Source organism: Clostridium neonatale, assembly GCF_001458595.1.
Lineage (GTDB): Bacteria > Bacillota > Clostridia > Clostridiales > Clostridiaceae > Clostridium > Clostridium neonatale.
This window is the reverse complement of record NZ_LN890325.1, coordinates 49,351-75,584: the sequence shown is the minus strand read 5'-3', so window position 1 is coordinate 75,584 and position 26,234 is coordinate 49,351. Positions and strand designations below refer to the sequence as shown.

Sequence of the window (26,234 nt, the reverse complement as noted above, 5' to 3'; positions counted from 1 at the left end):
ACTCGTTCTAATAATAGACCTATAGCAAGTTAAAATTAATGTTCTCTATGTTATAAATTAATATATTCTGTTGTTGATTAGTTAAAATTGTTATCATTTCTTAATATTTATTCAGTTATAAATTTATATGAAATAAAATGAATAAGGAGATATTTATTTATATAAAGGAGAAATCATAATGATAAAACGTACTAAGAAATTAATAACACTTATATTAACTACGACGATGCTTTTAACTGCAAGCATCTATTCTTTTGCAGCTGATAATGATGGCTGGACTGAAGCAAGCAAAACAACTGCTGCCGCAAATGGGGACTGGGATAAATGGTGCAAGGAATGGGAAAGTATAAAAAATAATCCTACTCAAATCTCCTTAACTCCCGGAAAAGACGAATCAGAATTAAATTTTGCATGGTATTCAAAGGAAAATGATGCTACACCGCATTTAAGATTTGGTAAAAGCATTAATTTAACAGACTCAGATGAAATCAATGTTTCTCATGAAGATGCTGTTGAAGGATTTATTTCTAATAAAGCTACAGTAAAAAATCTCCAAAGTGGGACAAACTACTATTACAGCTACGAAGTTGATGGTAAATGGCTTGCTCCAATAAAATACGAAACTAAAAATAGCAGCGATGGATTCTCTTTCATATTTGTAGGAGATCCTCAAATAGGATCATCAAGTGAAAATATTGCTACAGGTTCATCAGAAGAACAGGGCCAAGATAAAGCTACAAGAAATGATAGCTTTAACTGGAATAACACAATAAAAAAAGCTTTGGAAAAACAGCCAAATGCTAGCTTTATGCTTTCAGCTGGTGACCAAATTCAATCAAGAGATAAGAAAAATGCCTCTAAAACATATGATAAAAACGAAATTGAATATGCTGGTTACTTAAGCCCAAGCTTATTAAAATCACTTCCAGTTGCTACAGCAATAGGAAATCATGATGCTCCAAGCGGAAACTACTCTTTCCATTTCAATAATCCAAATGCTTCTGAATTAGGTTCTACTATGGCAGGCGGAGATTACTATTATTCATATGGTGATGCATTATTTATAATGCTAAACACTAATAATCTTAACATTGCTGAACATAAAAAATTAATAGAAAAAGCTATTAGCGAAAATAAAGATGCTAAATGGAGAATAGTTACTTTACACCAAGATATCTACGGTTCTGGTGAACATTCTAATGAACCAGAAATAGTAAACTTAAGATACAGCTTAATTCCAATTTTAGAAGATAATAATGTTGATGTTGTATTGACAGGACATGATCATACTTATTCAAGATCTTTCATCTTAAAAGGTGGATCTAAAAATGAATCTAAACTTATTACAGAAGATGAATTTGATGCATATATAGATGGAGAAACTCCTATTGATTCTAAATATAATGAATATTTAACAAGTATTGAAGATCCATCGGCTGTAACTAATAAATCTATAAATGTAACTAATCCCGATGGAATATTATACATGGCTGCAAACTCTGGTTCTGGTAGCAAATACTATGATTTAGTTCAAACTCAACAATCATATATTGCTGCAAGATGGCAAGAAGATGTTCCAACATATTCTATAGTAGATATTACTGATAATACATTTACAATAAACACATATAGAACAGACAATGGTGAAAAAATAGACGATACATTTACAATTACCAAAACTAAATAGTAGTAAAAAGGGTGTCGTTACATGATTAATTATTAATCAAATACGGCACTCTTTTTATTTAATTAATTATTTGCATCTTAATTATAAAATTGGAGGGCTTTTAATGATTTCAAAATTATTTAATGATAAACATGCTAGCTTAAGACATGGGATAATTCTTTTACTTGGAATATGCTTTTTCATATTCTTATATTTGTTTAATCAAATTGATAAGGCTCAACTTATAAACAGGCAAAATACCAGTTTTGAGAAAGCAGTTGTTCAAGAAGTTATTGATGATAACTCTAGCGAATATGGCTCATCATCCGGAAAACAAAGAGTTAAACTTAAAATACTCAGTGGAGAACATCGTGGAAAGAATGTCTATGCTTCAAGCTTTAACGGGTATTTATATGGTGCTGATTGTAAAGAAAATATGAGAGTTATTGTTTCATTAAGTGTTTCTGGAGATGATTATGTTGCATCAGTTTATGGCTATGATAGATCGCCTATTATTTATGGATTTATAGGACTATTTTTACTTATACTTTGCATTATAGGCAGTAAGAAAGGGTTTAAATCTGCTATAGGTTTAGTCTTCACATTTATCTGCATAATATTTATGTTCATTCCAATGATATATAGAGGATACTCCCCTTTCCTATCAGCAGTTATTGTAGTAATCCTCGTAACCATTGTCTCTATGTATCTTATTGATGGAATAACAATAAAATCAGTAAGCGCTATGTTGGGTACTGTAATCGGAGTTATTATTGCTGGAATTTTTGCAGCTGGCTTTGGACATCTGGCTAAAATATCTGGCTATAACGTATCTGAAATTGAAGAATTAATCTTCGTTGCAAATAACACTAATTTAAAAATTGGAGGCCTTCTATTTGCAGGTATATTAATTGCATCATTAGGTGCTGTAATGGATGTTAGCATGTCTGTAGCTTCTACAATTAATGAAATATACGATAAAAATCCAGATTTATCTGGTAAGGAACTTTTTAAATCTGGAATAAACGTTGGTAAAGATATGATGGGGACAATGTCAAACACACTTATATTAGCATTTACAGGTGGATCTATTAATACGCTTATTCTAAACTACTCTTATAATATGCAATATAATCAAATTATTAACATGTATTCAATTGGAATTGAAATAATGCAAGGCATATCAGGAAGTATTGGAGTTATATTAACAGTTCCTCTAGTCTCATTTATAACTTCTTTCTTATTAACTAATAGTAAATTAAAATCTAATAAAATTTTAGATATTTAGTCATTTTAGGAATTCTCTTGATAATTAACATTAAGTCAAAATAGTGTAATTCTTATGGTAAAATAAGAGAAAAACATATAATTATGGTATAATGTTATTTAATAAAATTTTACAAATAAAAAGCATATTTTGGAAAACTAGTGACAAAAACAGAGGGAGAGGTAAAATCAATAGTATAATTTTTCTATATTATAAATTAAATGTAATCAAAAATATTTGGCTAAAATAGACATCTCTGCACTACAAAATCAAAATGAAAATACACTTTTGGAACTGATCATATTGATTTATTAATCCTGTTTGGTTAAACAATACTATACAGATATGATGTTGTAATTAAACCCATAAAAATGGCGTTTCTAAAAAATAATTGTTTCTAGATGGCAAATACCATAATACTGAATCTCTAAGAAAAGAATTCAAGTTAAACTGCCAAGAATTAAAGATTGAATTAAGTATGAAAGCTTATGAAATAAATTCAATTAAGGAGTCGATGAATATGAAAAATAATATAAAAAAGAATTCGGAACTACATTTTAATGAAATTGCTAAGAATTATAATAATAGCCATGATGGAAAATTTGTAAAGTGCATGTATGATGAAATTATAGATAGAGTTTTAAAAAAACAACCTAAAGATATTTTAGATTTAGGTTGTGGAAATGGCAATATTCTCTCTATTCTTAGTGACTGTACAGACGCTAATCTTTTTGGACTAGATCTCTCTAAGAATATGATTTATGAAGCTCAGAAAAAACTTAACGATAAAGTACAATTAGATATAGGCGATTCTGAAAATTTGCCTTATGATGATGATAAGTTCGATCTCGTTATTTGTAATGCTTCATTTCACCACTATACAAATCCACAAAAAGTTCTAAAAGAAATAAAACGTGTACTAACTCCATCTGGAACTCTTATATTAGGTGATCCAACAGCTCCATTTGAATGGTATTTAAAGATATTAAACTATTTTCTTCCTAAAACTAATTCTGGAGATTATAAAATTTATAGTAAAAATGAAATTTATTCGCTACTTAATGCATCTGGTTTTACCCCTTCAAATTGGAAAAAAATCAATCACAGTGCTTTTATCATTGATGCCACAATCACAAATTAATATGAATATATAAATATACAAAATAGCTGTAGTCTTACCTGAATTTAATTTTACTTTATACTCTTTCTATTCCGTGGATGTAATAGCTAAATCTATTTTATTTCCATTTATATTATCTATTCCACTTCTCTTAAAATTATAAAATTATAGACGGTTTCGGAATTCCACAACCGTCTATAATTTTATTTAATAATATCTATCTATTAATAGAACGTGATATCATTGTTAAAGTATGTCTTATCCCTCTAATTGAAGATGATAATGCAAAAATATTTTCTACAGGTGCTAGTCCAGAATATCCAGCATCTCCTATATGTTGTATATCTACACCACATACTTTATTCTTTAATCCAAATTGCTCAATCACTGCACTACTAGACCCTTCTTGACTTGTCCCAATCGCTGTTAAAACGAGAGCACCTTTTTCATGTGCACAATTAACGATACTTATTAATTGCTCTTCTGTAAATGCTGGTACTGTACCAACTGCTGGTACAAGAATAATGTCAGCTCCTGCATCTATGAATTCTTCAATAGTCTTTAAATCACAAATCGGCTCATTTACACCAGCCCCATGCATTTTGCCTGCAATGATTAATCCTGAAAAATGTTTTTTAGCTAACTCAATAGCTTTTACAATAGCATTATTAGTTACACCTGTTCCTGGATTACCAGTCAAGCAAATAAAATCTAATCCTAACTCTTGTGCTGCTTGTAATGTTTTCTCTGAACATTGACGTCCTTCTGGAATTTCTAACCTACTTTCAAGCATATCAGCATTTAAGTCAACTGGCTCGATATTTGCACCTATTGGGCGTCCAACAAGTCTTTTCAATTCTTTTATAGGCTCATTACATTGTGGTAATCCGCCTATTTGGGGATTTAATAAATCAAATCCATTTAATAACATAAGGTCTGCACCACTAGCTCTTGCCACTTCTGCATTTGTGATTCCATTCATTAACGGTTCACGGCTTACTACCATTTCTGCACAAATAGTACGCCCTTCTGCTGCTAAAATTGATTGTTTTAACTCCTTAGAAGTCATTGATAAAAAATCACTACTGTCACAATCTAATAAACGTTTCATTACTAATTCCTCCATATTAAATATTTTTTAAATATATTTTAATTATTTATTTTCAGACTCTATCTCATTCCTATCCACCATTCTGAAAAATGGATAATAAATTAAAACATCCATAAATATCAATGCAATTTGCAATAGAGCACCACTAAAATGTCCTCCTGTTGCTAAAAATCCACTAATTATTGGTGGCATTGTCCAGGCTACGCTAATACCTACTGTTTTCATTACTAAACCAGAGGTCATGGCAAAATAAGTAATCACTGCATTCATAACTGGTGCTAAAATAAATGGAATAAATAAACTTGCATTCATAACAACCGGCAATCCAAACATTACAGGCTCATTAATATTAAATATTCCAGGCACAAATGTTAATTTTCCTAACATTTTTGTATGTGTAGATTTTGCCATAAAAAATAATAATATTATTAATCCTATAGTTGCACCACTACCACCAATATAAACAAAATTATCCATAAACGGTTGTGTTATTATATTGGGGATTTTTTCGCCAGCCTGCCATGCAAGACGATTAGCATCTGTGTTCATAATCCACATAGGTTGGAATATTGAATTGACTATACTTCCTCCATGAATCCCAAACAACCATAATAATGAATTTAAAGAAACAACAACTATTGTTCCTATTAATGTTCCTCCCAATAATCCAAGTGGTTTTCCTAAAACAATCATAACCACATCATGAATGCTTCCAATACTTGTCACTTCAAATATTTTATATAATACTCCAAATAATAATATTATTACAGCTCCAGGAATTAATGCTGTAAATGACTTACTTACTGCTGGTGGAACTGCGTCTGGCATTTTAATTACAATATCTTTTTTAACAAAATAACGAAAAATTTCTGCTGATACTATACCAATAACGATTGCAGCAAATAATCCTTTACTGCCCATTAACCCTATTGGAATTCCTTCTCCTGCATCTGCCATAACGCTTGGTGTGGAAATTATAAAAGAAGATAATGAGATAATTCCTGCTGATAAACCATCAACTTCATAAGAGTTTGCCAAGCTATATGCTACAGAAAATGAAGCAACTAATCCCATAATACCAAATGAACCGTTGACCAGTTTTCCAATCCAAACATCTAAGTTGCCATGTGATGCTAACCATTCTGTGTAACCATTAATAGGTAAGTTACCAAAAACCAAAAACATGGAACCAATAATAATCAATGGCATTGCACCCATCATTCCATCACGTATACATAGTAAGTGTTTTTGACTTCCTATTTTCCCAGCTGTTGGCGCAATCTTTTCTTGTATTTTTTCAAAAAAAGTATTCATAAAAAACCTCCTCTATTTATAAAAAACAAACTGCTATAATAACTATTTTCTTTTTAATATAATTTGTAATTGCAACTACAAGCTAATTATAAAGTATATCGTTTTCAAAATCATTAAAATAGAAAAAAGAGTGATAGGTTATATCTAATAAAACCTGTCACTCAAAAAAAAACATGTTACTAAAAAATAACTATTTATTATTACATTCTAGCTGAGATAGATGAAAAGTAAGCTTTTCAATAATATTCATTACTGGAATTTGAGAAGTTAAATTTACTTTTTTCTCTCCTTTTATTTGTAAAGGCAAATAATAACTAATTACTAAATCAGATAGTTTAGCTATTGTACTCATTTCACTATTTGTTATAGAAATAATTACACAATCAAAATTTCGAAATTGTCTTAATTGATTTATTATATCTTCTGTCTCTCCAGTTACAGAAAAGACGATAATTACTATCTCATCATAGAATCCATCAGGAACAAGAAAATATGGATAATCAATATATACAGCAAATCTCCCTATATTAACAAAACACCTAGAAGCATATTTAGCTAAAATACCTGATGTCCCTATTCCTAAAAAAATAATTTGTTTGCTTTTGTGAATAATTTTAGTAGCATCTAATATTTTTTGTACTTCTGAAGGCTGATTAGAACGTTCAAAATAATCCATAATAGCATAATCATCTGTATTTAACTTAAAATCTTTATCTGTTTCTGCGATCTGTTCTTTTAATTTATATTTAAATTCATAAAATCCTTCACAGTCCATTTTCTTACAAAATCTCAATATAGTAGTAGTTGAAACATGAACATTTTTAGCTAACTCTCTTATTGTCAATTTTAAAACTATATCATGATTTTTAATTATATATTCATATACTTGTAATTCTAAATCATTTAAGCTTTCTATTTGCTTGTATGTAAACATATACATTGCCCCTTCACGCAAAAATTGTTATTAATAGTAATTATATCATTCAAATATATTTTTATCAAAATCACTCAATATAAAATTTTACACATTTTCATATAAAAATATAACTCTTATATTTCATCTTTTATTTACACTATTCAATAGACTTTTTATAATTAAGTCCCCAATCAATCATAGCATCTAAAATTGGTTTTAGACTATATCCCATTTCAGTTAATGTATATTCTACTCGTGGTGGAACTTCTGCATAAACCTTTCTAGTTAAAAGACCGCTTTCTTCCATATCTCTTAAATTTGAGGTTAAAACCTTTTGAGTTATATCTCCAATAGACTTTTTTAATTCTCCGAATCTCTTGGTTCCAGTTAGAAGATCACGCATAATTAACACCTTCCACCTGTTTCCTATAAGCTTTAATGTAATTTCTACAGGGCAGTCTGGCAGTTTCTTTTCCATAGCTTTCCCCCTCCTTTTTTAAAGTTATCTATATATTTAGTTCATTATAGCATATTACATACCAAAAGATACTATTGAAAAATTTATAGATAATATTAAGTTGAACATAATACTTAATATGGCACTTATAATCATTTTGACTACATACTCTTATTATATTTAAAATTTGTATTCAACACTTAATCCTACATTCCTTCTAAAGAGTATCCCTTAAGAAACTATACCACTTTAAAGTGCGTACTTTTCAGGCCTCTATCTATATTTTATTATTTATTCATAGAAACAAACTCATAAGAAGAGTTTCAGGAGGTAATTATAAAATGAATGAAGTAGTAAAATTTTTAAATGAAAATCCAGTGCAATACCTAGCAACAGTAGGACGTGATGGCAAAGCAAAATGCCGTCCATTTATGTTCTGCTTTGAAAAAGAAGGGAGACTATGGTTCTGTACAAATAATACAAAAGATGTCTATAAAGATATACAAGCAAATCCTGAAATCGAAATATCAGTATCAAGCCCATCATATGTATGGATTCGATTAAACGGTAGAGCAATGTTTGAAAATGACATGGAAGTTAAACAAGGCTGCATGGAAAATCCTATAGTTAAAGGGCAATATAAAAATGCTGAAAATCCAATATTTGAAGTATTTTATTTAGATAATGCAAAAGCAGTAATAGCTGATTTCTCTGGAAATCCCCCAAGAGAATACACTCTATAATAAACATAAAAACATTGTAAATATAAAAATCATCTCTAAAACAAATCCCACTAAGCAAGATTAAATAATATCACTTAATGGGATTTCAACTATGTGTATATATGCTAAATCTCTATTTATTTATAATATCTTTAGCCATTTTAATCATATCTTCTTTGCTTACATCATTATAATTAGAATTTAAAATAGAATAACTTATACCATCTTCATACCACGAAACACTTTGCATAGTATCTTCTGAAATTTCATCTGCTCCATATCCAATTTGTAGCTTTCCTTCTGATTCTAATTTTAAATCTTCTTCTGTTTTTTCATAATCTACTGGCACAGCTTTATATTGAAAAGTAGTATAATAAATATCAACATTATTATAATTTGTTTTTTCTTCATTTGCTTCATGTTGGATTTCTTTTTCATCAATCTTTATTGCACTCAAACTTAAATATTGATTTTTCTCTTCATCATTTCTTGAATATCTAAAATCTGCTGACTTTGTTTGTAATGTAGTCTTACCATTATCACCTTGTATTTCATTATTACTAAAGTTAAATGATTTAAACTCAAAACCACCATCAAAACTTTCTACATATTTAGGTAAAAAGCCAACTGTATCTTTTACTACATTTTCTGTTGGAAACTTAGTAATTTCAGTAAGATGAGAACTTGATGATATCCAAACTCCACGTGTTGCTGCTATACAAGTTATTGTTGTTGCTATACACAAAACTCCTGCTGCTAATAATGTTTTAATCTTTAATCTTCCAAATTTCATATTTAAAAATCCCCTTTCATTTCTTCTTAGAACTTCTCCTCTAATTTTAAAAAACATATCATCTGGCGCTGATGCTTCTTCAGCTTTATTATTTAAGTATTCTGTAATTTCTTTATCAATATCTTTATTAGATTTTAATTGCATTGAACTTCACATCCTTTTTTACTATTACTTTGAGCACTATTAACATTCATCAAGGCTACTTTTAGATTCTTTCTTGCACTATGAAGTCTTGATTTTACTGTACCTTCAAAACATCCCATAATCTTAGCAATTTCTTTTATTGTAAATCCATTAAAATAATATAATACAATAACAGTTTTTTGCTTTAATTCTAAATTATCAATCTCAGCACGAAGCATTTTTGATTCTTCATTCCTTATATATGAATGTAATGATTTATCGATATTTTCATTTTTTGCTTTTTCAAAAATATCTTCAACTGGAAGCACAGCTTTATCCTTTTTCATATAATCCCAAGCAGTCCTTGTAAGGATTTTAAATAACCAGGATTTGAACTGTTCAACATTTTTCAAATCTTTTATTTTTAGATAACATTTTACAAATGTTTCTTGTACAATATCTTCACTTGTGAATTTATTATTTGTAATAAGATATGCATACCTAATGGCTTGATTTTTGTATATTTCAAATATTTCCTCAAAAGCATTCATATCACCAGCCTGGATTTTTTTCACAACTTCTGTTTCATTCACTTACATCACTCTTTTCAAAATTGTTTGAGATGCATCTCTACATATTAGAGTCTTCTATTTAAAAAATGGTTCATTTTAAAACAAAAAATTTTATTATTATAACTTGATTATATATTAACTACACATTATGCAAATTATTATTCTGTATAATCTAAAAGAAAATGGATATAAAAAATATAGTATAATATTCTTAGAAATATTTATACTATATTTTTTTATGAGGTTTATATTATGACTATAAGGCATCTAAAAATATTTATAACTGTTGCTGAATGTGGAAAAATGAGAAAAGCTGCAGAACTTTTATTCATATCTCAGCCATCAGTAAGTCAGGCTATTCGTGAACTTGAAGAACACTATAACGTTAAGCTTTTTGAGCGCATTTCTCAAAAACTCCATATTACAGAAGAAGGCACATTGCTATTATCTCATGCTCAGCATATTGTTGATTCATTTGAAAATATGGAGCTTGCTATGAAAAACATAGGAAAATCAACTAAAATAAGAATTGGTGGAAGCGTATCTGTCGGGACATATTTAATGAATGATATTATTGAACGTCTTGAAAATAGAATTCAAAATATAGATACTTTTGTTACTATAAATAATACATTTGAAATTGAAAATATGATTTGTAGAAGTGAGCTTGATGTAGCTATAGTTGAAGGAATAATCAAGAATCCAGATATTGTGAAAATTCCATTTTGCGAGGATGAATTAGTAATGGTAGTCGGTAAAGCTCATCCTTTTTACAGTAAGAAGCAGCTATCACTTTCAGATTTAGAAGGCCAATCTTTGCTTTCAAGAGAACCTGGAAGTTCTGATAGAAATCAGTTTGAGCAATTATTAGCTGAACATAATATTAATGTGGTAAAAAAATGGACCTGTACTAATACAGAAGCTATCAAAAATGCTGTTACAAATGGTAAGGGAATTGCTATCTTATCAAAAATGCTTATAAATAATGAATGTAAAAAAGGTAAATTAAAAATATTAAGTTTTAGAGATGTAAGCATAAAACGTCAGATTAAACTCATATACCATAAAAATAAATACATCTCAAAATCAATTGAAGAACTTATTGACATATGCTCTAGCTTTAATATGAGTTCTAAATAATAAAAAGTATCAGTTAAATCAATTTTAAAATCAAAAATTAATTTTCTGATACCTTTTATATTTAATATTTAAATGACATTTCTAACCTTTTATTATGGTATATTTCTTTATAATATAAATTTCAACTATTATCTATATATTTCTATTATTTAAATAACTCTAAAATATAAAATCTTTTATTACATAAAGTAAAGTTCCAACTACTCCGCTTCCAAAAATAATTGCAATAGCACTTGCTTTATATTTTCTAAGGATATATAAACATCCTCCAAATAATATAAATTCTATCACTCTAAAATCACTGATTGCAAATGAAAAAATATCACTTTGGAATAAGCCAAGCATTAATATTGATGCACCTGCTGATCCAATAAGCGCAACTACTGCTGGTCTAAGTGAAGCTAATACAACTTGAACCCCACCAAAGCTTCTATATTTGTAATAAAAATGAGCTAAAGTTAAACATATTATAAATGATGGAATAATACATCCAAGTGTACATATAAATGCTCCAAATGGTCCTGCAAGTCTTGTTCCAACGAATGTAGATGCATTAATCGAAATCGGACCTGGTGTCATTTCTGCAATTGTTATAAGATCAGTAAACTCTTCCATAGTCATAAGTTCATATATATTAACAACTTGAGCCTGTATAAGAGGAATTGCTGCATATCCTCCACCTACGCTAAAAAGTCCAACTTGTATGAATGCAAAAAATAGCTTTAATAATAATATCACCTTAGTTATGCCTCCTTCTTGCTCATTGATACAAATAAATCAATAATCCCTATACTTAAACAAATTAATATTATAAGCATTGCGCTTACATTAAAGAAGTAAGTACTTATAAAGGCAATAACCATCATAGCAATATACATCACTCTTTTTGTTTTACAAACATTCTTTGCAAGATTAATAGTAACATCCAAGATAACAGCCGCAACCCCTGCACGCATTACTTGAAGAGCTATTGCTATATATTTATTTTCTCTAAATTGATTATAAAATAATGATATTGCAGATATGATAACCATTGGCGGAATAATAGTACCTAAAATTGCAACAAGTGAACCAATTATACCATACATACGATATCCTATAATTACAGATGCATTTACTGGAAGTGGCCCTGGTGATGATTGTGTAATTGCTGTGATATCAAGCATCTCATCTTCTTCAATCCATTCAAGTTCTTCAACGAATTTCTTTTTCATTAAAGAGACAATTACAAATCCCCCTCCAAATGTACATGCACTTAACATAAACATTGATTTAAATAATTTCCATAAGACTTTAGGGTCTTTTTTATCCATTACATTTCCCCTCTTTTCACTTTATCTTCTGATATTATTTTAATTTAAAAAATTCTATATGTATAATACGTAAAAAATATAAAACTGATAGGTATTTACCTATCAGTTTTTATACATAAAAATTAAAATATCATTTTATAATATCTTTCAATATCCCTCTCAAGCTCTAATAAGTTCACATTTCTACCTATTCTTAAATACTCCTTACCTTTTATGTACAATAAAAATATAGGAAATGAAAATACATTATATTTAGCTGCAACCTCTAAATTATCTTCTCCATTTATTTCACAAGCTTGAATTTTAGGATATCTTTTTATAATGCTCTCAATTTTAATCTTTATTGATTCACATGCTCCACATTTGCTTCCTGTAAAAAATACTACTTCCATCATATTGTTCTTTATTTCTTGCTTTATATCTTCATCACTACTTACTTTTTTCACATCAATTTCTCCTTTCCCAATTATCTTAGAAATTTATCTTTAACAAAATCTATCATTTGCTTCTGATTTTCACTAAATACTTTTATTCTATTAACATTTGCTCCTGATGGATGAGGAAACCCTTTAAGTATTTGATTATCATTAATTATACCTTCTTCTTGAAGTTTACACAGAACAACTTCAACGGCTCTGCCTAGTGGTATTAATAATATATTTTTAGACTCATTAAGCATATTAAATTCATCTATGAAATTTTTATAAACATACCTCATCAAAAAATTGCTATTTATTAATTTAGGTTTATGTCCTGAATAATTTTCTTTTTTCACAAAAACAGGATAAGGAATTAAAGATACTGTATGTAATAAATAATCTTTTTCTTCAAACAGCTCAGCGCAGCTATTTAAGTTCAGCGCTTCATTAAGCTTTATATCATCAAGCATACTTATTATATTCTTTCGTAAAGCACCACTAAATCTCGCATTAGCTTTACACTTATACTGAATCTCTTCAATATTATCACTAATTTCAATTTCTTTTCTTGCAGTTGCTATAGCTGTACTCATTTGTTGAAATCCTGGTGTTATTCCAATTATAAATATCTTAGCTATTACATTCAAATATTCATTATGTGGTGAATAATATATCTCAATATCATCATATTTTTCAATTAAAAAATCTTTTATTAATAATTCTTGTTTTGTGTACTTATCTTTTAATGGAACGCTTCTTATTATATCCTTATAATCATATAATGTTTTTTTCATATTTACCTCTTTATATATTAAGTAATCAATAAAATTAGTATTTGAAATAAACTCTAAAAGATTCCACAAAAATATATATCATTAAATTACATACATAATTATAAAATATTTTAATATTTTGTTATATATAGTGAATTATAAAGAAAACACTAGTATTTCTTAGTATTTTAATGATACTTCACATTAAATAAATATAATTTAGTACTTGATAATTATTATCATAAGATTTATATTGTTATTAAGAAATAATTTCAAATAAAAGAGGTAATTAACATGAAATTTATGATGAGTATTAGAGAAAAAACTGCACAACTTCATAGTGCAGCTGAAAATACTGGATATATAAAAAAAATATTAGATGGTACTGCTACATTAAAAGGATATGCTGAATATATCTATAATTTAGAAAGAATGTACAGGGCAATAGAAGAAGCATTAGATAAGAATAAAGATAATGAAATCATTAAACCATTTGTTACAAAAGAATTATATCGTTCTGAGCGCATGAGAAAAGATTTAGATTTTTTATTAAAAGATGGATTAAATTCCCTTAAGCCATTATCATCAACAGAAGCATGTGTTGCAAGAATAGAAGAAATATCTAAATATAAACCTGAACTCATAATTCCATATGCGTATACAAGATTCTTAGCAGATTTATTTGGCGGAAGAACTTTTCTTTCTATATTAACTAAAAACTATAAAATACCCGAAGAAGGATTAAATTATTATCAATTTCCTGATATAAATGACATCAAAGAATATGTTATGAAATACCATAATATGCTAGGGGAAATTAATCTACCAGATGATATGAAAGTAGATTTTATGAATGAAATATCTAATGCTTATATTTATAATATTGCAATATCCAATGAGTTAGAAGCAAAATTAAAATAACATTTATTAATTAAAGGTATGCTATTTAGATGGGATATTGAATTTTCTTATATAGTATAATTTAATATCCCGTTTTAAGTTGGTATTACTAGATTAATTAATGCTAACATACTCCCGATCTTATATATAAATTCCTATATTTTTGTATTTATATATATTTATATTCCTATATTCTTATATTTATATATTCACAAATATGCTATATTCCAATAATAGGTTGACTAATATCTCTATTGTATATACCTATAGCTGCTATTAATGCATAATATGTTCCTAAGGTTCTCAATATATTTGATATATTTGCATTTACGTTTGGTTCAAGAGAAAAATCAAACTCTCCATTAATCTTTCTTTCATATAAATGTTGATACCTTATAAAGCTAATTGCTGTGTATGCTACTCTTGCTAACATTAATAATTGTATAGATTGAACCGCTGGGATATCTGGATTAGGTACCCTTTTGGTGTTCTTATCATATTTATTATAAATTAACTCGATGCTCTCAATAGTTGAGACATATGATAAAATATCTGATAAAATAATGATTATATCAGCTGAATGCTGAATGTTTAATAAGTATAATTCTTCTTTATCATATTCTGTAATGCTCTCAAAATCTATATTTCCTTCATTATAATCAGAATAATTATAATCCACTATAAAGCTACCTCCTAAAAGCATTCCCTATTCTATAATATTATTTGTTATAAATTTAGTTCTTATTTTATGTTCAATATTACTCACAATCCTTCATTAAATTATTAAATTGAACTTAATAAACTGGTATCAATTTATTATTTAAGTAAATTTTATGGTGAAACGATATGTTCCTAAGAACTCTCTTTACTTTTATAATTTTCTTCAAATTTTCTGATTCTATAATAATATGTAATCATTAAAATAATTGTAGCCATAATCCATGCAGCAACTTCTGCTGCTGGTATAGCAAGAAATCCAAATAAAGATGATAGAATAATTACTGCTCCAATTCTCGCTGCAAATTCTATAATTCCAGATATCATTGGAATAAATGTATCACCTATGGCCTGAAGAGTTGAACGATAAACAAATAATAACCCTAAAACCCACAATAAAAGTGAAGTTACAACTAAATATTGATATCCTATTGAAATAACTTCTGTTTCACCACCAGATACAATTAAAGCTAATAGCTGTTTACCAAATAATACAACTAAAACTCCTAACGCAATGTTTATTACACCTAAAATAACATTTGTATTTCTAACGCCTTCCCTTATTCTATCAATCTTATTTGCGCCTAAATTCTGACCTGCATATGTTGCTATTGCAAAACCAAACGTATTTCCTATCTGCTCTAAAATAACTATAACCCTTGATCCTGCTGAATATCCAGCAACATAAACTGCACCATATCCATTAACAACAACTTGAAGCACCATGACTCCTACTGCCGTAACAGAATTCATAAGTGCTACAGGTATTCCTAATATAAATGACTTTTTAAATAGTGATCCATTAAATTTCCAATCCTCTTTATGTATTCTTATCTCTTTTATTTTATGAATTTTATAGTAACAGAATATAGAAGAAATAAGTTGAGCAATCACAGTTGCATACGCAGCCCCATTAACCCCCATCTTTAAAACTACTATAAAATAAATATCTAAAACTATGTTAATTATTGAAGATATAAATAATGAATACAATGGTGTTTTTCCATCACCAAATGCTCTAAGTATTCCTGAAAGAAAATTAAAAGCAATAGTTACCATTATTCCTGCAAAAATAATTCTAATATAAGAATCAGCATCGTTAATAATATTATCTGGAGTCCTTAATATCTCCAATAACTCTCTGGAGTACATTACACTTATAACAGTTATTATAATTCCTACTATGGCATATAGGTATACTGACATTGTTATGGATTTACGAATTTTCTTATAATTATCTGCCCCATAATATTGTGCCACTAATATTGATAATCCTTGAGTAAGTCCTAAAACGAACCCTAATACTAAGAAGTTTATAGAACCTGTTGAACCAACAGCGGCTAATGCATTAACTCCAATAAATCTTCCAACAATAACTGTATCAACCATATTATAGAGCTGCTGAAATATGTTTCCCAATAGTAGCGGTATTGCAAAACTAATAATTAATTTAGTTGGATTACCAGATGTCATATTTTTTACTACTTCTTTGTGCATCAATCTTCCTCCAATTTATGCTTATTTAAACCCCATATAATTTCTAATTTAATTATAACTTTATATTATATACTATCTATATTCAATATATTTTGAACATATAAAAACAATGTTACATATTTTTGTATAAATCACCAATTTTACTGTAACATTGTTTCTAAAAATATAAATATAATTTTTCTCTTCATCAATCCATGCCTTTGTAATAGTACAGGCTAGACTCCATGAGGCGCAAATCCATCAGTAAGAGAATAATTTTGATGTTCAACATCATTTAATCTATTGTTTATATACAAAAAAACTAGGCATAAACCTAGTTTTTTAAAGTACGTTTTAAGAATTCTCTTGTTCTTTCTTTTTTAGGATTATTGAAAATCTCTTCTGGATCTCCTTCTTCTTCGATAATACCATTATTCATAAATACAACTCTATCTGATACTTCTCTTGCAAATTCCATTTCATGAGTTACAACTAGCATAGTAAGTCCGCTTTCTGCAAGTTCCTTCATTACCTTTAATACTTCTCCAACCATTTCAGGATCTAAAGCAGATGTTGGCTCATCAAATAATATTACATCAGGTTCCATAGATAATGCTCTTGCTATTGCTACCCTTTGTTTTTGTCCACCAGATAATTGTTTTGGCTTAGCATTTATATAATTACTCATACCTACAATCTCTAAATACTTCATAGCAACTTTTTCAGCTTCTTCTCTACTTCTTCCTAAGACCTTCATTTGTCCAACTACACAGTTACTTAAAACATTGTGGTTGTTAAATAAATTAAATTGCTGAAATACCATTCCTAATTTAGTTCTATATTTATATATATCATGTTTATCATCTAATATATTTTCACCATTATATATAATTTCCCCGCCTGTTGGTTTTTCTAAAAGATTTACACATCTTAATAATGTTGATTTTCCAGATCCTGAAGATCCTATAATACAAACAACTTCTCCCTTATTAACTGAAAAATCTATATCTTTTAAAACCTTATGGTCTCCAAAGGATTTACTTAAGTGTTTAATTTCAATTATTTTTTCCATTTCGATTCCTCCTTAAGCTACCACATTACCATTAACTTTTTTAGCTATATCTTCTGGTGTTTCAACTTGCATTTGATTTCCTGCAATAATATAATTTTCTGGTCCATCTAGTTTCTTTTCTATTGCTCTTAATATTCTTGTAACTGTAAATGTCATAATGAAATAGATTATACATGATATAAAGAACGATTCAAAATATCTGAAATTATTTCCTGATATAGTCTTAGTTTGGAAATATAGTTCTGATACAGATATAACATTTAATACAGATGTATCTTTTATATTTATTACGAACTCATTACCTGTTGCTGGTAAAATATTTCTAACAACTTGTGGTAATACTACATTTATCATAGTCTGAAAATGATTCATTCCTATTGCTTGCGCTGCTTCAAATTGTCCCTTATCTATTGAAACAATACCACCTCTTACTATTTCAGACATATATGCACCTGTATTTACTGATACTATAAATAGTCCTGCTAAAACTCTATCTATGTCTATTCCAAAAGCTGCCGCAGATCCATAATAAATAACCATAGCTTGCACTATCATAGGAGTTCCACGGAAAAACTCTATATAAATCGATAAAATTGAGTTAATTATTTTTAGAAATACTCTTTTAGTTCCTTTTTCTGGAATAGGAATTGTCCTTATAACTCCCACTATAAGACCTATAAGCGTTCCCACTAATGTTCCTATTATAGAAATTAATAATGTCATTCCAGCCCCACGTAAAAGCATTGGCCAGTTATTTTGCAGTATCTTAATTATCCATTCTAGACTCATAAAAAACTCTCCTTAAAATATTTAATTATAGGATTTAGGCTTTTTATAATAATCTATACCCTGAGCTATTGAGCCGCTGGTTGATTTTTAATAGCCGTATCCATTATTTCTAATCTTTCTTCTTCTGATATTCCTTTTAAAATTTCATTTATCTTATCTTTTAATTCACTTCCCTTTTGTACACCAACTGCTATAGCTGTATCTTCTTCTGATGTAACAAAACCATCTTTAAATTCTATCATTTTAAAGTTGTCATTTGCCATTTGAGCACTTAAGGCTTCTGGTCTTTCTGTGACATAACCATCTATAACTCCGCTTTCTAAAGCAACTCTCATAGCTGGGAAATTATCCATAGCTGGTTGTTTATTAACTGATGGTATTTGATCTATTACTGAATAGTGGAAAGTATTTAATTGAGCTGTTATTTTAGCTCCTGAAAAATCATTTAGTGTCGTTGCATTATCATATGCTCCACCATTTTTTACTAGCATTACTAGGTCTGACTTATAATAAACATCTGAAAAATCTATTGTTTCCTTACGTTCTTCTGTTGGAGACATACCTGCAATAATAGCATCTATTTTTCCCGATGTTAATGATGGTACTAATCCATCCCATTCAGTTTTAACTATAACTAATTCTTTTCCTAATGAATCAGCTATTTTCTTTGCTATTTCTACGTCATATCCGCCAGCATATTCCGAACTTCCTTCTATTTTTACTGCACCATTTGAATCATCCAGCTGAGTCCAATTGAAAGGTGCATATCCTGCTTCCATCCCTACTCTAAACACATTTTCTGATGAAGCCTTTGTCCCACATCCTGTTAATGTCATTGTTGCTGTTACCACAGCTAAAATTAGTGCTGATAATCTTTTTTTCATATTTACCCTCTCCTTTTTTATAATAAAAAAACCAACCCAAAGGGCTGGTACTATCTTCAATATTTTAGATAATATTATATGAATTTATAAAAACTACTACTATATGGCCTAGCTTAAATTTCATATAATATCCCCTCATCTTTCTAATTGAGATAGCACAACTTAATAAACTGGGGAGTTTATTAAGACAGTCCTGCAGCTCTTAACTACAGACCCAGCAAGCAACACTGAGATATATTGCAAACTTCGGCAAAATCCCCTTCTCCATAGCTTCATTGCTCTCTCTAGCTCTGCTAAAGACTGTTGGATTCTGCGCCTCTACCTCACAGTAAAGTGAGGCATATATTTAATTTTATGACATAATGATAACTATATATTTAGCTTTTGTCAATCTTTTTAAAATTTTTTTATTAATATTAAAAATTAAAATTCTTTTTAAATTAATATATTATTCATCTTTATTATAATAGAACATCAAAAAAGGTTGTAGCCTAAACTACAACCTATAACAATCTAAAATTATCTTCTATTTTGTTCTTTCTTAGCTCTTCTACAAGATGGACATCTTGTAGGCTCATTTTCGAATCCTTTTTCTTTATAGAATTCTTGTTCTCCTACTGAAAATATGAATTCACTTCCGCAATCTCTGCATGTTATTGTCTTATCTGTCATAAATATTCCTCCTAAAATTAAAGATTCTAAATTGATATAATAATCTCTAATTTTCGAGAAACTATTTACCTAAATGAAACTTTTTTTGTTAGCAAATTTGCTACTCATTTATGATAACATATAATTTATTTAATTGCAACCTTTTTTATTATTTTTTAGAATTGATAGAGATATTACCACAAATGACGCCATACACTTTGAATGGTATAGAGCTTCCAATTCTGATTCTGACAATGGTAAACTAATAGGAACAGATGAAAATTATAAATTAGTTAATGCTGATGCAAATTCATTTATTAGATTAATTGGATACTTTAATGAATAAAAATTCCAAGCTATTACAGGAAGATTTAATAAAAAAGCTACAAGTAGTTTTAGCTCTTCTTCATCAAAATATAAATCCAATACTTCAAAATATGAACAAACTAGCATACCTGTTGTAAGTGAAAAAAATGACAGCTCCGTCACACAAATTCCAATTCAAATAACTACAGGAAATGATAGAGCTAAAAAAGAAAATATACTATTTACTGAAGATAAAGCTAATGAGGCAATTGAAACATAAAAAAAACAAGGTAATGATGTAGCTAAAATACTTATACCTGATAATAATTATTATATATCAGAGGTAAATGTAAGTTTTCCTAAAACTACACTTTCTGCACTTTAAACTGGAAATGTCTCTTTAGAAATAAATACAGTAAATGCAAGAATTTCTTTACCAAAAGACTCTATACATGATTTATTTTTTGTATATATTTTCTATATTCTGATGTTGACATAGAATTAAGTCTTTTTGATACCTACGATTATTATAGTATTATATTTTATACAATCATCGTAACAATGGCATGCTGCCTGTTAGCTTATTGACTTTTTTCTTATGGCCACAGATAGCAAGCCCAAAATATGAGTGTTCTAATTCAGGCGTCATTGAGGCTTTTTGCAAATATTCACTATAAACATTGCAGCTTTGTGCAACATCTGAAAAATCAACAGTAATAACATCTTTATAATTATCAGTACATAACTCTTCTCTCAGTGCTCTAAGTAATTCCTTGTTTGCCTTTAGTATAGGAACTGGAATTGTGATAATGCCCATTAGTATAGGAACTGGAATTGTGATAATGCCCAAATGACTTTTTTCTGAAGAATCAACTGCATCTTCTCCAACTAGTTCAGGTACATGTTTTCCTAATGTAATCCCAAGTATTGTACAGGTATTTGCAATAATTCCTAGAGGAAGTTCTTCATTTATTACTATAACGCATTTTGTATCCTGATTTGTCATTATTTTTTCTCCTTTATTTTTTAATTATTTTATTTTGTTCTTTACTCTTTTATACGGTTTTAAAATATCACAAATTATTAAATTTTTCTTGTATGATATTGACATATTATATTTAATCAAAGTTCACTATTCAAAATTCCAAACTGCCATTAGTTCATGTCCTTTGGAATAACTGCTTCACCAGGTCTTAATCCCTCTATGCAGTCATCATTTATATCTTCATCTATGCATGCAGTTTCACTGTCTTCATCCAAATTTTCTGCTGCCAAAGCTTCCATATTACTTTCAAGAGTCCAATTGTAATCCTCACCTTTAGTATGTTTTTTCTTTTTTAAAGATTTTCTTTTACTTCTTTTAATTAGGGGTACTACTACATTATTTGCTGCTAGATCCGGACTACTAAGCGATCTTTGATCAAAGCATCATTTATTTCTGGGATACTATTTTTATTATTGTGTTTTTGTTGCTGCAATAAATTTACTTCTTCGTATTCATTAATTTGTATATTGCTTTCATTATTAACATATCTATTACTTTTATTATTAACTTCTATATTATTTCCATCATTGTTTTTATACATATGATTTTCTTTCATATTTTCAGTTTCTGCATCTTTTTTCCGCAGATTTTCTTCTTTATAATTTATATATTGTATATCTCTATCCAAGCATGACGTTCTCTATCGAACCTATCTAAAAAGCTTGTTTTAATTTATATGCATACCTTTATGCAAAACTGGTATTGCCGTTGCTATAAGGATTATACCCATAGAAGCAGGTGCAGCATGCCCAAGTGATACATAGATTTTACATCCAATGATAGCCCCAATCACTCTTGCTAAAGCCTGAATAGATTGGCTGCCTCCTTGATTTCTTCCTTGTTCACTAGAATCCACAGACTTGGATAGCATCCCATTGAAAGAAGGTCCGAAGACCGAATCACCAAAACCAAATATAAACATTCCAGCGATATTATATGTGTATTTTTATATTCACAGGATTTATCATCAACCTTCTTCTTGATACAAAAGAAAAAGGAGAACCTCATCCATCTGGACTTGGTTCTCCTCCACTATTTAGATACATTATTAAGTTATCATTTATAGTTAGTTATATTGAGTCAATTTTCCTTAACTCATTTATGTTAATCTTTGAAATCAACATATGCAGCAGTTTCTTATACTGTTCTCTTGAAATATTGCTCTTAATCCCTATTGAAAAATCATTACTTGTGATACAGTATTTCCACTTATAAAAATGGTATTAATCATTGCTATTACTTGGTTAAGGTCATTTTTGCCTTTACTTATGATACGGTTCACCACAACTTATCCTAAATGCCCTATAAATCTGCTCAAGCAACATTACTCTAAACAACTGATGAGGAAAGGTCATCTTACTAAAACAAAGACTATAGTTAGCTCTTTTTAAAACACTTTCACTTAAACCCAAGCTTCCACCAATTACAAAACACATATTACTATCGCCTCTTACACCACAGTTATCAATAAATTTAGACAACTCCTCAGAAGATAACATTTTTCCTTTAAGATCCAGAGTTACAACATACATATTGTCTTTTATATTACTTAATATTTTATTGCCTTCCTTATCTTTAATTATCAGTTCATCTTTTTCTGATGCATTATCTGGTGTCTGCTCATCTGCAAGTTCGATTATGTTTAATTTACAGTAACGTGATAATCTTTTTGAATACTCATCAATTGCCTGCTTTAAATACTTTTCTTTTAATTTCCCTACTGAAATAACCGTTATATTCATATAAATTAACCGCACATCCTTTATTGTTAATTAATATCTCGATACTAATTAATATCTCGATTTATTCTACGTAATATTCTATCATATTAATTAAAAGCAAAAAACATAGATGCCACACAACATAAATAATGGACGTAGTAAGTTTATAGTGAAATAACCGAAATAAAGTTCTCAAATTGGGCTCGCTTGCTCAAAAAATGAAGCAAGAATTTTTTTAGAATGTAATAAACGTACATTGAGATCTTAATTCTGTCAAAAACACATTTGTTTTTTGAGTCAAGCATAAATTATAACAAAAATAAATTAGGTATCTATGGTTTTAGAGAAAACAAAGAAATTCAATATATGAATATGCGTAGTATTGTATTGGAAATTTCAGCTTTTAAATTCTTTGGCAGAGGCTGTTCCAAAATTGTTTGTCCAAAAACCTGCTTTTTGGAGCAAACATTTTTGGGCGCAGCCTCTGCCATTAGAATTTTTAGCTTGAATTTCCCTACAATCGAGCATATCATATATTGAATTTCGGTTATTTCACACTAAACTCTGATTCTACACAATATATTTAAACTGTGAATTTAAACATTAAGATAATTTAAATGAACCTACCATTTCATCCATATTTTCTGCTGAATATTCTAGTGCCTCTGTTGCTTGTTTTAATTGATTTATGTGCCCCAATATCCTTTTAACCGTTTCAAGTGATCTTTCACTTTGATTTGAACTTAATTCTGTTGATTCATTAATTTTATCTGCCATAGTTGAAACATTATTCATAACGTCACTTACATCCTGACTTTGAGTTGATGTTATTTCTGATATAGATTGCATTGCTGTAGATATTATATTTACATCTTCATTGACTTTTGCAAATGAATCAATTGATTCCCTAACACTACTTATTGACATATCTACCTTATCATTCATTCGTCCAGCATATTCATACGTAGACTGTGTTTGTTTTTGAACATCTGATATAACGCCACTTATAGATTTAGTAGCACTTTCTGTTTCTAATGCTAACTTAGATATTTCTGCTGCTACAACTGCAAATCCTTTTCCACTATCTCCTGCTCTTGCTGCTTCTATAGATGCATTTAAAGCCAATAGCTGAGTTTGCTGGCTTATATCATTAATTACATTCACTACATTTGTTATGTGCTTTGAATGTTCTTGTAAGTTAGTTATAGAATCTACTGTTTTCTTGATTAAGCTCTCAAGCTCCTCCATACTATTAAGTGCAATCTTTGTTACACCATCAGCTTTTTGTGAACTTTCATTAGTATCATGTACAACATTGGAGATCTCTAATATCAAGCTATCCATTTCTTGAATTGATGCTGATATATCTGAAAATTTATTCTTAGTTTCTTGAAATGTATCATTTTGTTCTTGTGAGTTCTCTAGTAAATTAACTACTGTTTTTTCAATTTGAGACATTCCGCTTTTAAGCTCTGATGTTATTCTTGAAACTATATTTACTGACTTTTTAGTTGTCTTAGCTGATTTTTTAACTCTCTTAAGCATAGTCATCTGACTATTTATGAACTTATTAAACCACCTTGATAATTCACCAATTTCATCTGCTGATATTTTATCAACCCTTTTGGTAAGATTCCCCTCTCCTTCTGCTATATCTTGAAGTATATCAATTGTTTTACTTAAAGGAGATACGATTAATTTTCTGCTTATTATCATTGATGATATACAAATTATAATCCAGCTTATTGCTAAAAAAATAAATTCCTTACTAGGAAATATTTTATTTAAAATTCCATTAGCTATAAATAAAATACCCGTTAATATAGATATTGTAGCTGGGACCTTTAAATTAATTCCTTTAAAATCATAAATTTCTGCTATATCCCCTTCACACATCATTCCCCATGTTTCATCACAGTTTGGAGGATATATCAAAGTCCCCTTTCCCCCGACCATAATATGTCTATAATCTGGATAACCCGGCCAGCAATCTAAATTTTCACCATTTTTTATTGTGCTAGCAACACCTGGGTGCAATTCTTTTGTAGATGGATCATTAAAAATTATTTCAAATTCTGTATGATCTTTAATTTGTACAACTCCCCATTTTTTAGTCTTTACTCCATCCTTAAGATTATCACCTAATGTAAATGTATTATCTTCAAATCTACTTCTTGATATAGCAGTTCCTGGTTTAATCCCCCTATTTGAGTTGACCATAAATAGATAGTTGTCTCCAGAATCTTTATATATATGAGTATCTTCATCTTGTATTACATTACTCATATCATCATTTAAGGCTCTGCAGCATAATATTCTTATATCCCCTGCATGATTCTTACATGGCATGGAAAACATCAATGTCACTTCATCAGAAAATTTCTTTCCTTTTATATCTGTATCTAATGTTCGTTTGTCAATATATGGCCCATACATAAGTGGCTTACCTTCTAGTCCTCGCTTTAAATTTGGTAAGTCATTCATCATTATCCCTATATGTATCTTACAAGATGAAACTGATACTTTTCCTTCATTATCCAACACAAATATTTCACAAAATTCTTCATACTTGCTTACTGTTTCTTTTAAAAATTCATTTATTACTTCATCATCATTTTCTAATGCAATAAGTGAATTTTTGATATTGTTAACTTGAACCCATTTATCTTTAAACCAGTTATCTAACGCCTTTTTTCTTCCATTAGATATTCCTTCAAATACTCTTTCTGAATGTTCTTTAAGATTTCTATTAAGAAAATATTTAATACCTAATTTATAATTCATGTAATTAGCCTCCTAGATTTAATATCAATTTTTAATTATTTACTTTTTTAATTGATGAGATCATAATAATTTTTTATCATAATACTTATTGCTTTTATAAATTTATTTCCCAGAAAATAAAAAACACTGATAAATGGGTCGATAGTATCAATCCAATTATCAGCACTGCCATAGTACTCATTC

At 28.8% G+C, this 26,234-nt stretch carries 28 protein-coding genes, 1 pseudogene and 1 riboswitch; of the genes and pseudogenes, 6 read left to right on the top strand and 23 right to left on the bottom strand.

Annotated elements, in window-relative coordinates; genetic code table 11:
• Nucleotides 1–178 precede the first annotated feature (178 nt).
• From BN2920_RS01535 to BN2920_RS01525, 3 genes are all read left to right on the top strand, one after another.
• Nucleotides 179–1,687: a purple acid phosphatase family protein gene (locus tag BN2920_RS01535; RefSeq protein WP_058293299.1), complete on the top strand. Its 1,509-nt coding sequence runs from the start codon at nt 179–181 to the stop codon at nt 1,685–1,687.
• A 103-nt stretch (nt 1,688–1,790) separates the two neighbouring features.
• Nucleotides 1,791–2,954, top strand: coding sequence for a YibE/F family protein (locus BN2920_RS01530; RefSeq protein WP_058293298.1), 1,164 nt, complete (start codon nt 1,791–1,793; stop codon nt 2,952–2,954).
• Nucleotides 2,955–3,411: 457 nt separating this feature from the next.
• Complete coding sequence (locus BN2920_RS01525; protein ID WP_141443107.1) at nt 3,412–4,074, top strand: class I SAM-dependent methyltransferase; 663 nt, start codon at nt 3,412–3,414, stop codon at nt 4,072–4,074.
• 196 nt (nt 4,075–4,270) lie between these two features.
• Here BN2920_RS01525 and BN2920_RS01520 read toward each other — a convergent pair whose 3' ends face one another.
• The 4 genes from BN2920_RS01520 to BN2920_RS01505 form a co-directional block, all read right to left on the bottom strand.
• Entirely contained in the window at nt 4,271–5,164 is an 894-nt protein-coding gene (locus tag BN2920_RS01520; protein ID WP_198157479.1) for a DUF7916 family protein, read from the bottom strand.
• A 42-nt stretch (nt 5,165–5,206) separates the two neighbouring features.
• Nucleotides 5,207–6,478, bottom strand: a complete 1,272-nt coding sequence (celB, locus tag BN2920_RS01515; RefSeq protein WP_058293295.1) for a PTS cellobiose transporter subunit IIC — start codon at nt 6,476–6,478, stop codon at nt 5,207–5,209.
• A gap of 190 nt (nt 6,479–6,668) precedes the next feature.
• Nucleotides 6,669–7,412, bottom strand: coding sequence for a MurR/RpiR family transcriptional regulator (locus tag BN2920_RS01510; protein WP_058293294.1), 744 nt, complete (start codon nt 7,410–7,412; stop codon nt 6,669–6,671).
• Between the two features lie 139 nt (nt 7,413–7,551).
• Nucleotides 7,552–7,872, bottom strand: coding sequence for a winged helix-turn-helix transcriptional regulator (locus BN2920_RS01505; protein ID WP_058293293.1), 321 nt, complete (start codon nt 7,870–7,872; stop codon nt 7,552–7,554).
• A gap of 320 nt (nt 7,873–8,192) precedes the next feature.
• On the opposite strand from BN2920_RS01505, the gene BN2920_RS01500 reads away from it, so the two are divergent.
• Complete coding sequence (locus BN2920_RS01500; protein ID WP_058293292.1) at nt 8,193–8,594, top strand: pyridoxamine 5'-phosphate oxidase family protein; 402 nt, start codon at nt 8,193–8,195, stop codon at nt 8,592–8,594.
• Between the two features lie 112 nt (nt 8,595–8,706).
• Here BN2920_RS01500 and BN2920_RS01495 read toward each other — a convergent pair whose 3' ends face one another.
• Both BN2920_RS01495 and BN2920_RS01490 read right to left on the bottom strand, forming a co-directional pair.
• Complete coding sequence (locus BN2920_RS01495; protein WP_058293291.1) at nt 8,707–9,510, bottom strand: hypothetical protein; 804 nt, start codon at nt 9,508–9,510, stop codon at nt 8,707–8,709.
• On the bottom strand, nt 9,501–10,082 hold the full coding sequence (locus tag BN2920_RS01490; protein ID WP_058293290.1) for an RNA polymerase sigma factor: 582 nt from the start codon (nt 10,080–10,082) through the stop codon (nt 9,501–9,503). Before BN2920_RS01490 ends, BN2920_RS01495 begins: the two co-directional genes overlap by 10 nt.
• Before the next feature lie 231 nt (nt 10,083–10,313).
• Here BN2920_RS01490 and BN2920_RS01485 point away from each other — a divergent pair, with 231 nt between their 5' ends.
• On the top strand, nt 10,314–11,201 hold the full coding sequence (locus tag BN2920_RS01485) for a LysR family transcriptional regulator (RefSeq protein WP_058293289.1): 888 nt from the start codon (nt 10,314–10,316) through the stop codon (nt 11,199–11,201).
• Nucleotides 11,202–11,360: 159 nt separating this feature from the next.
• On the opposite strand, the gene BN2920_RS01480 is transcribed toward BN2920_RS01485, so the two are convergent.
• From BN2920_RS01480 to BN2920_RS01465, 4 genes are all read right to left on the bottom strand, one after another.
• A complete protein-coding gene (locus BN2920_RS01480; RefSeq protein ID WP_338132735.1) occupies nt 11,361–11,939 on the bottom strand; it encodes a chromate transporter in 579 nt (192 codons plus the stop codon).
• A gap of 5 nt (nt 11,940–11,944) precedes the next feature.
• On the bottom strand, nt 11,945–12,514 hold the full coding sequence (locus BN2920_RS01475; protein WP_058293288.1) for a chromate transporter: 570 nt from the start codon (nt 12,512–12,514) through the stop codon (nt 11,945–11,947).
• Nucleotides 12,515–12,636: 122 nt separating this feature from the next.
• On the bottom strand, nt 12,637–12,960 hold the full coding sequence (locus BN2920_RS01470) for a thioredoxin family protein (RefSeq protein WP_058293287.1): 324 nt from the start codon (nt 12,958–12,960) through the stop codon (nt 12,637–12,639).
• Between the two features lie 20 nt (nt 12,961–12,980).
• A complete protein-coding gene (locus BN2920_RS01465) occupies nt 12,981–13,727 on the bottom strand; it encodes a hypothetical protein (RefSeq protein ID WP_058293286.1) in 747 nt (248 codons plus the stop codon).
• A 273-nt stretch (nt 13,728–14,000) separates the two neighbouring features.
• On the opposite strand from BN2920_RS01465, the gene BN2920_RS01460 reads away from it, so the two are divergent.
• The gene (locus BN2920_RS01460) at nt 14,001–14,627 is read left to right on the top strand and encodes a biliverdin-producing heme oxygenase (RefSeq protein WP_058293285.1); all 627 of its coding nucleotides are present in this window, start codon (nt 14,001–14,003) and stop codon (nt 14,625–14,627) included.
• A 199-nt stretch (nt 14,628–14,826) separates the two neighbouring features.
• Here the strand turns inward: BN2920_RS01460 and BN2920_RS01455 are convergent, their stop codons facing one another.
• The 13 genes and pseudogenes from BN2920_RS01455 to BN2920_RS01400 form a co-directional block, all read right to left on the bottom strand.
• Nucleotides 14,827–15,285, bottom strand: coding sequence for a hypothetical protein (locus tag BN2920_RS01455; protein ID WP_058293284.1), 459 nt, complete (start codon nt 15,283–15,285; stop codon nt 14,827–14,829).
• Between the two features lie 173 nt (nt 15,286–15,458).
• Nucleotides 15,459–16,820 (bottom strand): MATE family efflux transporter, encoded by a 1,362-nt coding sequence (locus BN2920_RS01450; protein WP_058293283.1) that lies wholly within the window; start codon nt 16,818–16,820, stop codon nt 15,459–15,461.
• 313 nt (nt 16,821–17,133) lie between these two features.
• Nucleotides 17,134–17,871: an amino acid ABC transporter ATP-binding protein gene (locus BN2920_RS01445; protein WP_058293282.1), complete on the bottom strand. Its 738-nt coding sequence runs from the start codon at nt 17,869–17,871 to the stop codon at nt 17,134–17,136.
• A 12-nt stretch (nt 17,872–17,883) separates the two neighbouring features.
• Nucleotides 17,884–18,660, bottom strand: coding sequence for an amino acid ABC transporter permease (locus BN2920_RS01440; protein ID WP_058293281.1), 777 nt, complete (start codon nt 18,658–18,660; stop codon nt 17,884–17,886).
• A 65-nt stretch (nt 18,661–18,725) separates the two neighbouring features.
• Nucleotides 18,726–19,544, bottom strand: coding sequence for a transporter substrate-binding domain-containing protein (locus tag BN2920_RS01435; protein ID WP_058293280.1), 819 nt, complete (start codon nt 19,542–19,544; stop codon nt 18,726–18,728).
• A gap of 145 nt (nt 19,545–19,689) precedes the next feature.
• Nucleotides 19,690–19,873, bottom strand: a riboswitch (Lysine riboswitch).
• A gap of 190 nt (nt 19,874–20,063) precedes the next feature.
• Nucleotides 20,064–20,216, bottom strand: a complete 153-nt coding sequence (locus tag BN2920_RS01430) for a zinc-ribbon domain-containing protein (protein WP_058293279.1) — start codon at nt 20,214–20,216, stop codon at nt 20,064–20,066.
• Between the two features lie 261 nt (nt 20,217–20,477).
• Complete coding sequence (locus BN2920_RS01425; RefSeq protein WP_058293278.1) at nt 20,478–20,684, bottom strand: hypothetical protein; 207 nt, start codon at nt 20,682–20,684, stop codon at nt 20,478–20,480.
• A 367-nt stretch (nt 20,685–21,051) separates the two neighbouring features.
• On the bottom strand, nt 21,052–21,507 hold the full coding sequence (locus BN2920_RS01420) for a DUF2000 domain-containing protein (RefSeq protein WP_058293277.1): 456 nt from the start codon (nt 21,505–21,507) through the stop codon (nt 21,052–21,054).
• A 149-nt stretch (nt 21,508–21,656) separates the two neighbouring features.
• The gene (locus BN2920_RS22235) at nt 21,657–21,785 is read right to left on the bottom strand and encodes a hypothetical protein (protein WP_268259372.1); all 129 of its coding nucleotides are present in this window, start codon (nt 21,783–21,785) and stop codon (nt 21,657–21,659) included.
• A 107-nt stretch (nt 21,786–21,892) separates the two neighbouring features.
• A complete protein-coding gene (locus BN2920_RS01415) occupies nt 21,893–22,174 on the bottom strand; it encodes a hypothetical protein (RefSeq protein WP_058293276.1) in 282 nt (93 codons plus the stop codon).
• A gap of 39 nt (nt 22,175–22,213) precedes the next feature.
• Nucleotides 22,214–22,489, bottom strand: a pseudogene (locus tag BN2920_RS01410) (MFS transporter); the annotation flags it as partial.
• A 319-nt stretch (nt 22,490–22,808) separates the two neighbouring features.
• On the bottom strand, nt 22,809–23,288 hold the full coding sequence (rlmH, locus tag BN2920_RS01405; protein WP_058293274.1) for a 23S rRNA (pseudouridine(1915)-N(3))-methyltransferase RlmH: 480 nt from the start codon (nt 23,286–23,288) through the stop codon (nt 22,809–22,811).
• A 582-nt stretch (nt 23,289–23,870) separates the two neighbouring features.
• On the bottom strand, nt 23,871–26,051 hold the full coding sequence (locus tag BN2920_RS01400) for a methyl-accepting chemotaxis protein (RefSeq protein WP_058293273.1): 2,181 nt from the start codon (nt 26,049–26,051) through the stop codon (nt 23,871–23,873).
• Between the last annotated feature and the right edge of the window lie 183 nt (nt 26,052–26,234).